Source organism: Methylovirgula ligni, assembly GCF_004135935.1.
In the GTDB taxonomy this organism is placed as follows: Bacteria; Pseudomonadota; Alphaproteobacteria; order Rhizobiales; family Beijerinckiaceae; genus Methylovirgula; species Methylovirgula ligni.
Window position 1 is genome coordinate 1,513,380 of sequence record NZ_CP025086.1, and the last position, 13,305, is coordinate 1,526,684.

At 58.9% G+C, this 13,305-nt stretch carries 9 protein-coding genes; 5 read left to right on the forward strand and 4 right to left on the reverse strand.

What is annotated here, in order from left to right:
• The first annotated feature begins 518 nt into the window (after positions 1-518).
• The 4 genes from CWB41_RS07290 (at position 519) to CWB41_RS07305 (ending at position 5,071) form a co-directional block, all read left to right on the forward strand.
• Complete coding sequence (locus tag CWB41_RS07290) at positions 519-1,550, forward strand: NAD-dependent epimerase/dehydratase family protein (RefSeq protein WP_115834901.1); 1,032 nt, start codon at positions 519-521, stop codon at positions 1,548-1,550.
• Between the two features lie 67 nt (positions 1,551-1,617).
• Positions 1,618-2,949 carry a UDP-glucose dehydrogenase family protein gene (locus CWB41_RS07295; protein ID WP_115834900.1) on the forward strand — a complete coding sequence of 444 codons (1,332 nt, stop codon included), beginning with the start codon at positions 1,618-1,620 and terminating at the stop codon, positions 2,947-2,949.
• Positions 2,950-2,979: 30 nt separating this feature from the next.
• Positions 2,980-3,675, forward strand: a complete 696-nt coding sequence (locus CWB41_RS07300) for a TylF/MycF/NovP-related O-methyltransferase (protein ID WP_115834899.1) — start codon at positions 2,980-2,982, stop codon at positions 3,673-3,675.
• Between the two features lie 55 nt (positions 3,676-3,730).
• Positions 3,731-5,071, forward strand: coding sequence for a nucleotide sugar dehydrogenase (locus tag CWB41_RS07305; protein WP_115834898.1), 1,341 nt, complete (start codon positions 3,731-3,733; stop codon positions 5,069-5,071).
• 320 nt (positions 5,072-5,391) lie between these two features.
• On the opposite strand, the gene CWB41_RS07310 is transcribed toward CWB41_RS07305, so the two are convergent.
• From CWB41_RS07310 to CWB41_RS07320, 3 genes are all read right to left on the reverse strand, one after another.
• The gene (locus tag CWB41_RS07310) at positions 5,392-6,411 is read right to left on the reverse strand and encodes an LLM class flavin-dependent oxidoreductase (RefSeq protein WP_115834897.1); all 1,020 of its coding nucleotides are present in this window, start codon (positions 6,409-6,411) and stop codon (positions 5,392-5,394) included.
• Between the two features lie 243 nt (positions 6,412-6,654).
• Entirely contained in the window at positions 6,655-9,831 is a 3,177-nt protein-coding gene (locus tag CWB41_RS07315) for an efflux RND transporter permease subunit (RefSeq protein WP_115834896.1), read from the reverse strand.
• Between the two features lie 5 nt (positions 9,832-9,836).
• Complete coding sequence (locus CWB41_RS07320) at positions 9,837-11,168, reverse strand: efflux RND transporter periplasmic adaptor subunit (RefSeq protein WP_207206639.1); 1,332 nt, start codon at positions 11,166-11,168, stop codon at positions 9,837-9,839.
• A 163-nt stretch (positions 11,169-11,331) separates the two neighbouring features.
• On the opposite strand from CWB41_RS07320, the gene CWB41_RS07325 reads away from it, so the two are divergent.
• Positions 11,332-11,934: a TetR/AcrR family transcriptional regulator gene (locus CWB41_RS07325; protein ID WP_245441081.1), complete on the forward strand. Its 603-nt coding sequence runs from the start codon at positions 11,332-11,334 to the stop codon at positions 11,932-11,934.
• Between the two features lie 50 nt (positions 11,935-11,984).
• Here CWB41_RS07325 and CWB41_RS07330 read toward each other — a convergent pair whose 3' ends face one another.
• Positions 11,985-13,190 carry a glycosyltransferase family 2 protein gene (locus tag CWB41_RS07330; RefSeq protein WP_115834895.1) on the reverse strand — a complete coding sequence of 402 codons (1,206 nt, stop codon included), beginning with the start codon at positions 13,188-13,190 and terminating at the stop codon, positions 11,985-11,987.
• Between the last annotated feature and the right edge of the window lie 115 nt (positions 13,191-13,305).

The following is a 13,305-nucleotide window of genomic DNA, read 5'->3' on the forward strand; positions in this document are numbered from 1 at the left end:
GCGTCACGAAAGAGCGTGCCCCGGTGTGTTGCGCAGGCTTCCAATCAATGGACGCGCAGTCTGCAACTCAATCAATTGCTATTGGAGTCGTTCGTGCTAGGCGCGTTTCCTATCGGCTGCCCGATCGTCGATCCAATCGTCGATCCCATGTTGGAGACGGGCCCTTGCTGGGGCGGCGCGCCGCCAGGAAAAGCCGCAAGCGGCGCGGTGGCTCCGGAGAGGGGGGTAATTCCGGTGTTCTGGTTGTGTCGTGCCGCTGGCGAGTTGACTTCTTGGGCCAGCGCGACCGCTGGAGTAACGATGCCAAGAAGCAGTGCTCCAATCAGGGTCGATAATTTCCCGGGCATTGTATCATCCTTATTGGTGAGCTTTGGCCTCCGCGCGCGACATTCCGCCACCTATATTGGAATGCGGCAACGAAACTCGCTTGCCTTCGCATATCCTAGAGCCAAATACCACGCCGTCCAGTGCGTTCGTCTGATGTGCTTGCGCGCCATCGTTACGCGGCGAGGTGGCCTGTGCGCATATTGATCACCGGAACGGCAGGTTTCATCGGTTTTCACCTGGCGCGCCGTCTGCTTTCAGAGAAGCATGTCGTCGTTGGGATCGATGGCCTCACGCCTTATTACGACGTATCGCTGAAGCGCAAGCGTCATAATATCCTGTTGTCGGAAAGCTCACGCTTTACCGCTCATATTGTGATGCTCGAAGATGCGAATGCGCTCGAAAGAGCCATTGGAGACGACAAGTTCGATGTGATCATTCACCTCGCTGCGCAGGCAGGCGTACGTTACAGTCTTGAGAACCCCCGCGCCTATGTTGACGCAAATCTCGTCGGCACCTTCAACATATTGGAGTTGGCGCGCAAGCTTCAGCCAAAGCACGTACTTCTGGCCTCGACGAGTTCGGTCTATGGGGCCAACTTTAAGATGCCCTTTTCCGAGACCGATCGTACGGATCATCCACTTACTCTTTATGCTGCCACGAAAAAAGCGACTGAGGATATGGCGCATTCTTCGGCGCATATCTGGCGCGTTCCGATCACCGCGATGCGCTTTTTTACGGTCTATGGTCCATGGGGCCGTCCAGACATGGCCTTGTTTAAATTCGTCAAGAATACGATCGAACGAAAGCCAATCGAGGTTTTCAATCATGGCTTCATGAAGCGCGACTTCACCTATGTTGGGGACATCGTCGAATCCATCGTGCGTCTCTTGCCGTGCATTCCTGTGGAGGGCGAGCCCATCGACGCGCAGGATTCTCTGTCGCCGGTTGCGCCTTACAGGGTCGTCAATATCGGTGGTGGAACGTCGGTCGAGCTGACTGACCTCATCGACGCGGTCGAGTCGAGTGTCGGGATTCCGGTCGAAAGAAAAATGCTCGACATGCAGCCTGGCGACGTTCCCGCGACTTGGGCATCGCCGGCATTGTTGCAGGAGCTCACCGGCTTTACGCCGTCTGTCAAGCTGCGCGACGGCGTCGCGACATTCGTCGAATGGTATCGAGACTATTATCGCGAGCCCGAGGAAATGCGTGCCGCAGGCGAATGAGGGCATCGCAGTCGAAAGCAAGCCGGCGATGTCAACTTTTGTCAGTTTGACGCTTTAGGAGCGGAAAATGCAGATCGCGATGGTTGGCTCTGGTTATGTGGGCCTCGTTTCGGGCGCCTGTTTTGCGGACTTCGGGCACAAGGTCTGCTGCATCGACAAGGATGCCGGGAAGATCGAGGCGCTGAAGGCCGGCAAGATGCCGATCTACGAGCCGGGCCTTGCCGAACTGGTGATGACCAATGTGCGGCAGAACCGGCTGACCTTTGCCGACGATCTCTCGGCGGTGCGCGGCGCGCAGGCGGTCTTCATCGCCGTCGGCACGCCGTCGCGGCGCGGCGATGGCCATGCCGACCTCACCTATGTCTATCAGGCGGCGCGCGAGATCGCCGCGGCGATCGAGGGTTTCACGGTGATCGTGACCAAATCCACCGTGCCGGTCGGCACCGGCGACGAAGTCGAGCGGATCATCCGCGAGGCGCGGCCGGACGCCGATTTCGCCGTCGTCTCCAACCCCGAATTCCTGCGCGAGGGCGCGGCAATCTCCGATTTCAAGCGGCCGGACCGCATCGTCCTCGGCCTGGAGGATCAGCGCGCCGAGGCGGTGATGCGCGAAGTCTACCGGCCGCTCTATCTCAATCAGGCGCCGATTCTCATCACCAACCGGCGCACCTCGGAACTCACCAAATACGCGGCCAATGCCTTTCTCGCCACCAAGATCACCTTCATCAACGAGATCGCGAGCCTGTGCGAAGAGGTCGGCGCCAATGTCCAGGATATCGCTCGCGGCATCGGCCTCGACAACCGCATCGGCGCGAAATTCCTGCATGCGGGGCCCGGCTACGGCGGTTCGTGCTTCCCCAAGGACACCCAGGCGCTGATCAAGACGGCGCAGGATTACGGCACGCCGGTCCGCATCGTCGAGACGGTCGCCGCGGTCAACGATCAGCGCAAGCGCGCCATGGCCCGCAAGGTGCTCTCCGCCTGCGGCGGCTCGGTGCGCAACAAGGCGATCGCGGTGCTGGGGCTGACCTTCAAGCCGAACACCGACGACATGCGCGATTCGCCGGCCATCTCGGTCATCACCGCGCTGCAGGACGCCGGCGCCAAGGTCAACGCCTTCGATCCCGAGGGCATGGAGCAGGCGCGCCATTATCTCGATAATCTCAATTACTGCAGCGACCCCTATGCCTGCTGCAAGGATGCCGCGGCGCTGGTCATCGTCACCGAATGGGACGAGTTCCGCGCGCTCGATCTCGGCCGCGTCAAATCGCTGCTGAGCGAGCCGGTCCTCGTCGATCTGCGCAACATCTACGCCCCGGACGAAGTCCGCCGGCAGGGATTCAAATATCTGTCCATAGGACGATATGAGGCGAACGGCGTCGTTGTGGCGCAAGTGTAAAGGCTTGGCTCGCTTGCGGAGGACATCCGAATGGATACCGATATCACTCGTGATTTAAATGGCATCCCGGCCGTTTGCAGTGCGCGCGCGGAGGTTGCCGGAAAAGACGCGCAGTCGGGCCATGCCATCTGGCAAGGTCTCAGGCGCGTTCACTTACCCGCCCTATGGGACGCGAATGATCGATCCTACGCTCGATGTATCATCGGCCTCTATTATGCGGTTGCGGAAATCAGGTTGCCCGGCGATTTTGCGCAATTTGGCGTCTACCGCGGCCGCTCCGCGCGTTTCCTGGAATCGTTTTTGACGAGCGGACGGAAGCTTCATCTCTTCGACAGTTTCGAAGGTCTACCGACCGAGTGGACAGGTGTCCTGCCAGCGGGCGCGTTTAGACTCCGTGAGGCCGATATACCGCGGTTCGACCCCGAAACCTGCGTCGTGCATCGCGGCTGGTTCAAGGATACAGCGCCGCCGTTCGTAGCTGACTATCCGAAGCCGCTCGCCTTCATTCACATGGATGCCGATCTCTACACATCGACCATGGATGTGTTCGACAATATCAATGCGCTCATCGTGCCCGAGACGATCATAATGTTCGACGAATATGTGATGCAGGAGTCGGATGAGGAACATCGCGCATTGATTGACTGGACGCGCCGATATGATCGGAGGTTCGAATATCTCTGGCGGACCAATGGCGCACAAGTCTGCATCAGGATTCTTCAGTGACGCGGTGACGTGGCTTGGTCGATGATCGTGACGGGCCAGAAGGAGGGCAGACTTGTTGGCCGAAGGACCGAATCTGGCAGGCTTATTGGAGAAGATCCGCTCCCGGGACGCTGTGATCGGGATTGTCGGATTGGGTTATGTCGGTCTGCCGCTGGCCCTGGCGGCAGCGAAGAAGGGATTTCGCGTCGTAGGCTTTGATATCAATTCCGGGTGTGTGGTTGAACTGAACGCTGGGAAGACGCCGTTAAAACACATACCGGCGGATGAAATCAAAGCGGCGATCCGTGCCAGATTATTTGAAGCGACGGATGAATTTTCGCGGCTTTCGGAGCCCGATGCGATCATCGTCTGTGTCCCGACGCCGCTCGGCCAACATCGCGAGCCCGACCTCACTTTTGTCGAAGGCACAATGGAAGCGATCGCCAAAGCGCTTCGCCCGGGGCAATTGATCTCGCTCGAATCGACGACCTATCCGGGAACCACGTCGAAGATCTGCCGCCCAATTCTCGAGAAAAGCGGCCTGCGATCGGTACGGGACTTTTATCTCGCATATTCGCCGGAACGCGAAGACCCAGGCAATCTCGATTTCACGACCCATTCCATTCCGAAGGTTGTTGGCGCCGATGGGCCGGAAGCACTTCGGCTCGCGCTCGCCCTTTACGGTTCAATTGCCGATCGCGTCGTTCCCGTCTCGTCGCTCGAGACGGCTGAAGCCGTGAAGATCTCCGAAAATGTATTTCGTGCCGTCAATATCGCGCTCGTCAACGAGTTGAAGATGGTCTACTTCCGGATGGGCGTTGATATTTTTGAAGTCATAGAAGCGGCGAAGACAAAGCCGTTCGGTTTCATGCCCTTCTATCCTGGCCCGGGCCTTGGCGGCCATTGCATTCCAATCGACCCATTTTATCTCTCTTGGAAAGCCCGCGCTTATGGCGTCAATACGAAGTTCATCGAATTGGCTGGAGAGATCAATGCCGATATGCCGCGGTGGGTGATCGACCGCATTGCCAACGTTCTCAATGGCCGCACTCGAAAATCCCTGTCATGCGCGCGCATATTGATTGTGGGTGTGGCGTATAAAAAGAACATTGGCGATGTGCGCGAGAGTCCTGCGCTCACCATCATGCAGCTGTTAAAGGAGCGCGGTGCGGAAGTCGAATTTCATGACCCGCATGTGCTTGCGATCCCTCCAACGCGGGACCACAGCCGCCTTGCCGGGCTAAGGTCAATTCATCTGACGCCTTCGATAATCGCGGCCTATGATATTGCGGTAATCATCGCAGACCATGACAATGTCGATTGGCATATGCTTGTGAAATCTGCACCGGCAATCGTCGATACGAGGAACGTCCTGAAGCGGCTCGGATTCGAGGAAGAGAAGATAGTCATCGCGTGACATGGGAGCGGCGAATCCGCCCTAGAGCTGATCGGCCGACGCTTTACGGGCCCTAATTGGGATGACGATTGCCTCGGGCCCGCGCGAGCGCAAATGTCCCCATCGTAACCAACGTGGCGCCTGGCGAAGTTCATTTGCGGATAATGCTAGCCGACATGCGTCCGCGGAAGATGCCCGATTATTGGCGCAGCGCGGATCTTAAACCATCGGATGACGCTCGGAATGCCATCTCTTGCTCCGCTCACAAAGGCGGTAGCGCTTTTGCGAGAGCGCTGACGGTGAGGTCTTCGGGCAAAATGGCTGCTTGCCGAGGTGCTTGCTCAGATGGTCTCGCTAGAGAAGGCCGGCTGTTCGGCAGCAAGGCGGCCGGCATCCGCGATGAGTTCGAAGGAACGCAACCGCGTGGCATGATCGTAGACATCGGAGACGATCATGAGTTCGTCGGCGCCGGTCTCCGCAACGAGCGCGGCGATGCCCGAACGCACCGTATCAGGCGACCCGATGATCGAACGGGCCAGCATCTTCATCGCCTGCGCCTTTTCCAAGGGTGACCAATAAGTCTCGATGTCGTCGATTGGTGGCTGGCTCAGGCCGCGCGCGCCGCGGAAGATATTCGTGAAAGACATCTGCTGCGTTGTGGCCAACCGGCGCGCCGCCGTGTCACTCTCCGCGGCGATAATGTTGACGCCGACCATCACATAGGGCCGGGCAAGTTGTTCAGAGGGTTTGAAGCAGCTGCGGTAGATTTCCAGCGCAGAGATCAGTAGTTCGGGCGCAAAATGCGAGGCAAAGGCGTAGGGCAGACCGAGTTCCGCCGCCAGCATTGCGCCGAAATGGCTCGATCCGAGAATCCATAGCGGCACCTCCGTCCCCGCCGCCGGTACCGCGACGATCCGCTGGTTCGGACTGGCGGGCGCAAAGAAGGCCTGTAATTCAAGCACGTCCTGCGGGAAATGGTCGGCCGCCTCAGGCGATCGGCGCAACGCCCGCAGGGTGATCTGGTCGGTGCCCGGCGCACGGCCGAGGCCAAGGTCGATGCGGCCCGGGAACAAGCGCGCCAATGTCCCGAACTGTTCCGCGATGACGTAAGGAGCATGGTTTGGCAGCATGATTCCCCCGGCGCCGACCCGGATCGTCTTCGTCCCCGCAGCGATATGGGCAATCACGATTGACGTCGCGGCGCTGGCAACGCCCGGCATGTTGTGGTGCTCCGCCACCCAGATGCGGCGATAGCCCCATTTTTCCGCATGGGCCGCGAGATCGCGGGCATTGTCGAGCGCGCCGCGTGCGTCGGTGTCCTCGGTGACGCGGACAAAGTCGAGGATGGACAAGGCCGTCATGGACTGCTCCTGGAAGACCGCGTGGTAGCGAGCCGCTGTATGCTCACCGCACGATGCTGCGGTCCTTCGTGCGCTGCTGCGCGAAATTCCTGCTCATGACTATTTCGTTAGCCATGTGAACCGGCGCAAGGGGGAAGGACCGCGGCGTTGCGACGATAGTCGAGCTGACCGGTCATCAAGCTGACGAGACCAAGAGGTTGGACGATCCTCAATTCCTGCCGCGAACGGGTGCTCCGTCTGCGATCATAATGTCTCTGGCTGCTCACGTCCCATGACGGCGGCGCTCGAGATTGTCGACCGGCCTCGACCGAGGTTACGAATGAAAGTGTAAAACGCGGGCGTGAACAGCAGGCCGAATCCGGTCACGCCTAACATGCCGAAGAGAACTGCCGTTCCGAGCGAGCGACGCATCTCCGCGCCAGCCCCGGTGGCGACAGCGAGCGGCGCGACACCAAGTATGAACGCGAATGACGTCATCAGGATGGGTCGCAACCGCGTGCGCGCCGCATGCACGGCGGCATTGCCGGCGCTCGCACCCTCGTGTTCCTTTTGGCGGGCGAACTCGACGATCAGGATTGCGTTTTTAGCCGCCAGGCCCACCAAAACCACAAATCCGATCTGCGCTAGGATATCGATCGGCAATCCACGCGCGAGAAGCCCCGTGACCGACGCGAGGAGGCACATCGGCACGATGAGGACGACAGCCATAGGCAGCTTCCAGCTTTCGTATTGTGCAACAAGGACCAGAAAAACGAACAGCGCGGCAGCGCCAAACACCAACAAGGTCGGCGTTCCCCGCTCTTCCTGTTGAAACGCCAGCTCAGTCCACTCAAAGTCGATGCCGTTGGGAAGAACTTTGCGCGCCAATTCTTCCATGCGCAGCAAAGCCGTGCCGGAGGCGACGCCCGGGGCGCCGACGCCTTGGACCTCGGCTGCGGGATATAGATTGTAGCGCGGAACCCGGTAGGGGATCGTCGTGTGTTTCAGCTGCGCAACGCTGCCGATCGGCACCATCTGCCCAAGAGAATTGCGGGCCTTGAGATTCGCAAGATCTTCCGACGTCCGCCGATAGCGTCCATCGGCCTGGGCAATGACCTCGTAAGTACGACCGAGATAATTGAAGTCGTTGACGTATTGGGAGCCGAGATAAACCTGAAGCGTGGAGAAAATATCGGTCGGAGTCAGGCTGAGTTTCTCAGCCTTTTCCCGATCGATATCGGCGAACGTGGACGGAGACGCGGCGTTAAACAGCGTGAAGACGCCGGCAAAATCAGGGTCTTTGTTGGCCGCTGCGACGAGAGCTTTTGCCGCGCCCACCAAGGCTTGAGGGCCAAGGCCCGCCCTGTCCTCCAACATAAGCTTGAAGCCGCCAGAGCTCCCGAGACCCTGAACCGGCGGCGGCGATATGGTCAGCACATACGCATCTTTGATGACGGAAAGTCGTCTGCGAAGATCCGCCAGCACGGATTCGGCGGTAACACCTTCCAGTTCGTGATTATAAAGCGAGGGCAGCCCCGAAAAAATCGTTGCGGTATTTGGCGCGTCCGTTGATGTCGTGGCGTCGAGTCCCACAAACGGCGCGTCGTGCTCGACGCCTTTCGTCGACAGGATGATGTCGTTGGCCTGCCGGACGACTGCCTCGGTTCGAGACAGGGCTGCGCCAGGCGGAAGTTGTATGATCGTGATCAGATAGCCCTGGTCCTGTTCCGGAATGAATCCCGTCGGTGTTCGTGCGAACTCAAGAGCGGCAAGGCCAATCAGACCGACATACACAATCAGAACCACACCCAGAGTTCGAACAAGTCGGGCTGTGAGGCGGCCGTAAGATGCTGAAAGTGTCTCGAATCCACGGTTAAACAATCCGAAGCCCTTGGAAATAACGTTTCCCAGTGCTCCGCGGGAAGTGTCAGCGCTATGTGCTTTAAGCAGAATTGCGCAAAGCGCCGGGCTCAAGGTGAGGGAGACAAAGCAGGAAATCACCGTCGAGGCGGCGATCGTCACGGCGAATTGGCGAAAGAAAAGACCGGTAATTCCCGATAGAAAGGCAGCCGGCACAAAGACGGCGCATAAAGTGAGCGCAATGGCAATAAGCGCGCCGCCGACTTCGTCCATTGTGCGGTGCGCCGCCGCCGACGGCGCCATGCCCAATTCGAGGTTCCGCTCGACATTCTCCACGACGACGATCGCATCGTCGACAACAATACCAACGGCAAGCACGAGGCCAAATAAGGATAGGTTGTTGATCGATATTCCGAACAGCAACAATACGCCGAACGCCCCCAACAAGGAGACCGGAATGGCGATCACTGGAATGATCGTCGCCCGCCAGGTTTGAAGGAAAACAAAGACGACGCCGACGACCAGCAGGATCGCGACAAAGATCGTAACGATGACTTCGTGTATGGACTTCGAGATGAAAATAGTCGGATCGTAGACAATGGTGTAGGCGACGCCCGGGGGAAACGCTTTACTCAACTCGCGCATCGTCGAAACGACTTCTTTGTCGACCGCGAGTGAGTTTGCGCCTGGCTCCGCAAAAATGAGCAAGGGAAGTCCGTAGTAATGATCGACGAACGCGCTGCTCCCGTAGTCCGCGGCACCTACCTCGACGCGCCCGACGTCGCGCACGCGAGTCACACGGCCCGCACCATCTGACTTTATAACGATGTCGCCGAACTCCTCCGGCGTCGCCAGCCTTCCGCGCGCTTCCACGCCGACCTGGTAGGCTGCGGCGCTGGGAACCGGCGGCCGATTTAGGACGCCGGCTGCAACTTGCAGATTTTGCGCCCGGAGTGCGTCCAGAACCTGGGCGGCGCTCAAGTCGTGCGCGGCGACCTTGTCGGGATCCAGCCAGATCCGCATTGCATATTCACGCCCGCCTTGAAACTGGACGTCACCCACGCCCTGAAGACGTGCCAGTTCGTCCTTCACGTGAAGGGTCAGGTAATTCGAAAGGTAGAGCGTGTCTCGCGACCTGTCCGGCGAAAACAGGTGAACCGCGAGAAGAATACTGGGCGTAGATTTTCGGACTTGCACGCCAAGGCTCTGCACATCGGCCGGGAGGCGCGGCAACGCGTCCTGCACACGGTTTTGCGTGAGCATTTGCGCGACGTTGAGGTCTGTTCCGATCCGGAAAGTCACGGTGATGGTGAGATTGCCATCTCCGGTGGACTGGCTGCTCATATAGAGCATGTTTTCGACGCCGTTTATCTCTTGTTCGAGAGGCGTCGCGACCGTGCGCGCCACCGTATCCGCGGACGCACCCGGCAACGAGGCGGTGACCTGCACCGTCGGCGGCACGACCTCAGGATATTGCGCCACCGGCAAAACAGCGAGAGCGCCAAGGCCGAGAAGCGTTATGAAAATGCTGAGAACAATTGCAAATCGCGGACGATCGATGAAGAAATGGCTCAATCGCATTGGCGTCAGTCCGCGTCTTGGCTGGTTGATGAATATCGAATCGTGCCGTTCTTTGGGCTGACCTTGCTTCCTGGCGCCGCGTAGAGAAGGCCGTCGATGATCACCTTTGTGTCTGGCGATAGACCCGAGGAAATGACACGAAGACCGCCGCGTAAATCGCCCACCTGTACCGCTTTCGGAACGACTGTGCCGTCTGCGCTGACCGTCAGGACAACGTAACTCGATTGATCAGGCAGGACCGCCGCATCCGGCAGCATCAAAACCGGCCCCGGGGGCGATGCGGCGACCCGCACCCGAGCGAACGCGCCGGGCGTCAAGTCGAATTTGGGGTCCTGGATGGTCGCTCGCGCGTGAATTGTTCCGCTTGAGTGGTCAAGCTCATTATCCACGAAATCGAGAACGCCTTCTCGGCTGAAATGGTCGTCGTCATTGAGGGCGAGCTCTATCCGGTTTCCCAGGGCGCCGCCGGCCTGCGCGCGATAACGAGAAAATGTCTCGTAATCCGATTCACTCATATCGAAGTCCAGGTGGATCGGATCGAGAGAGACGAGCGTGGCAAGGAGTGTAGTCGGGCTCGTCGCGGCGCGGCTGCCGGCGACAAGATTTCCAATCGAAACGAGATGTGTGCCGATGCGCCCCGTGAACGGCGCCGTAATGCGGCAATGATCAAAATCAAATTGGGCGTCGCGGACGGCAGCTTTAGCGGCATCGATCGCCGCCACTGCGCCTTGCCGGTCCGAGGTGCGTTGATCGACGCTCTCGACGGTACCAAATGATCGGGTGGCGAGCGCTTGTGCGCGCGCCAGCTCTTGATCCGCCAGTACCAATTGTGCATTTGCGCTTTTCAGCTGCGCCTGCGCCTGCGCGAGCTTAATCGCGTAAGGCTCCGTATCTATGGTGAAGAGCAGATCGCCTTTACGAACTATGGCGCCATCCTTGAAATAAATTCCGGTCAATATACCGCCGACCTGCGCGCGAAGTTCGACACGATCGACGGCCGAGAATTGTCCGAGGAAGGTCAGCTTTTTATCGACTTGCCGTTCGAGGGGGTCGCTGACGATGACTTGCGGGAGTGATGGACCTGTAGCAGCCTGCGCGCCAGCCCGATCGTCGAGCAGGAAGAAACGGCTGGATCCGACAGCCAAAATGAGCAGAAGCGCCACGCCTGCAGCAATCCATATTCTCTTTCTTCTCCGCCGTGACGCTGGATTGGCCGACTTTCGAATCTCTGCTTGGCTGCTCATTTCGTCCACGGCATTTCTCTCATCTTCATCGCGGCGTATCCGCCGCAGGAACACGGCCGGACGCTTCGGAGCGCCGGTGTTTTTGCAATTCAAGCAAATCCCCCCGCTATCCCCTTGGCGCGCCCACCGGAGCTTGTTTTCCCCGTGAACGTCATTTTAATTCCATTTTTGTATCGATCGATATATAACTGTCTCGTTGTTTGAACAAGGCCGTCAATCGAATTATGTGTTCTGCGTTACAGAAAAGGAGGCGATCGTGATTATCGGTCGGCCGCGGGAGTTTGATCGCGAGGCGGCGCTGGACGCGGCCATGCGCCTGTTTTGGCGCAAGGGATTTGCGACGACATCCATAAAGGACTTGTGTGACGCAATGGGCATTGCTTCGCCGAGTCTCTACGCGGCCTTCGGTTGCAAGGAGACGCTGTATCGGGAAGCCGTTGCGCGATATCTCTGCACCCGTGGGCCGCCGCTCTGGAACAAGCTCACCCAGGCCGCCACCGCTCGCGCCGGGGTGCGAAGCTTTCTGTTGGCGGCGGCTGAAATCTTTCCTGAATCCGAAGCGACGCCGGCGGGCTGTATGGCGGTGCTCGGCGCGCTTTGCGACGAATGGCCGGTCGCGATCGCCGAGGATGTCAGAAACTCCCGGCTCGAAAGTCTGCGGAGGTTTCGGTCGCGGCTGGAAGTCGCCGTGATCGAAGGCGAATTGCCCGCGTCGACAGATATTGATCAGCTGAGCCGGTTTTTTATCGGCATTTTTCAGGGGATGGCCGTCCAGGCTCGTGACGGCGCGACCCCGGTAGACTTGAAAGGCATAGTCGAGGTGGCCATGGCGGCTTGGCCGACCGACGCTTCGGACTAGAACGCGCGCAACATCGGCTTTGCCGAAACCTTACGACGACAAGGCCGGCACTATGCGGTGCCGACCGGCCGATCCGTCTGCTTTTCCACGCTGTGTCCCTCTCCAGGGATCAGTGCCGTGGCGGCGTGAATGAGCGACCGGGAAAAGTCCGCGACGACAGACCACGCGATCCGGTGCGAGGAATATCGCGCCACCCAATTTGCATATTCGCGCGGCCCAAAGGCCGCAACCAGCGCCGCCTCGTTTGTTTTGAGAAATTCGCGCATGTAGGCGACTGTGGCGGACCTGCGCGGCGCAGGTGACCAGACCGCTGAGAGTGTTTCGATGGCCTCGACGAACAATCCGGCCCATTCGAGCCTTTTGGCGAGTTCATCCGAGACGGCAACGAATGTCTTGACGATCTCGTCGGCGGTAATCGAGGCGGCCACACGCTGCGCTTTGGGGTCGTACATGCGGAAATTGGCGAGATAAGGATGTTGGGCAAAGGCATTCGCGCCATGGTGCCGGTAGACGACGAGCGGACGATCAATCAGCACGCTGCCGGTCAGACAATTGACGCCGCCGATCAGATAAGCGTCCAATTGCTGTTTGATCTGTGGCGTGCGCCGGAAAAGAATCTCGATCGTCTCGCGCCGGAAGCAGAGACCGCAGGTGCCCGACCATGGCCAGTCGCGCCTCGTGCGCGCGATAGCGTGCAGTTCCGAGGGTTGAAGGTTCAACTCCGCGCCTGTTTTGCTCGTTTGCGGCAACGCAATAGTGCTGCGGATGAGGGGTTCGCCTCCGCCCGGGTCGGTGGCGGCCTGAGAAAACCCCGCGGTGGACGTCGAGGTCACGAGCTCGTCGTCGCGGCTCATGAAATAATCAACACAGGTGGCGCCGACAGGGATGCGCAGGGAGAGCATGGTGCGGATATGCGCTTCCACGCAGGTCGGCAGCATGTAATCGTCCGCGTCGAAAAAAATGATGTAGCTGCCATTGGCATATTTGAAGGCCTCGACCGCGCCCGGCGTTTGATCGAGATTTGTCTCGGAGAAGATGACGAACAAGGATCGCCCGTCTTCCTCAGCATATTTGCGTTCGGCCGCCGCGAGCACGCTGCGGCTGTTGTCGCTCGAGGCGTTGTCGAAAACGATGCACTCGATGTATGGGTAGGTTTGATGCGCGATCGACATCAGGCATTCGTCAAGAAACCGCCCGTAATTATGATTGATGACAATGATGCTGACGAGCGGAGCCTGGATTTTTCCAAACGACATTTTTAAATCCGTGTTTCGCAATCGTGTTCATGTCATCGGCAGTCGATCTGTGAAAAAGAGCATTTCCGGACTTATCGCGCCATTCAAATTTTAAGCCTTTCCAGCGGCGGATGAG

What these genes read in the sequence shown, in the direction of transcription:
- CWB41_RS07310 (WP_115834897.1), bottom strand. Translation starts at nt 6,411, where the DNA reads ATGACGGCCTTGTCCATCCTCGACTTTGTCCGCGTCACCGAGGACACC.
- CWB41_RS07330 (WP_115834895.1), bottom strand. Translation starts at nt 13,190, where the DNA reads ATGTCGTTTGGAAAAATCCAGGCTCCGCTCGTCAGCATCATTGTCATC.
- CWB41_RS07300 (WP_115834899.1), top strand. Translation starts at nt 2,980, where the DNA reads ATGGATACCGATATCACTCGTGATTTAAATGGCATCCCGGCCGTTTGC.
- CWB41_RS07315 (WP_115834896.1), bottom strand. Translation starts at nt 9,831, where the DNA reads ATGCGATTGAGCCATTTCTTCATCGATCGTCCGCGATTTGCAATTGTT.
- CWB41_RS07295 (WP_115834900.1), top strand. Translation starts at nt 1,618, where the DNA reads ATGCAGATCGCGATGGTTGGCTCTGGTTATGTGGGCCTCGTTTCGGGC.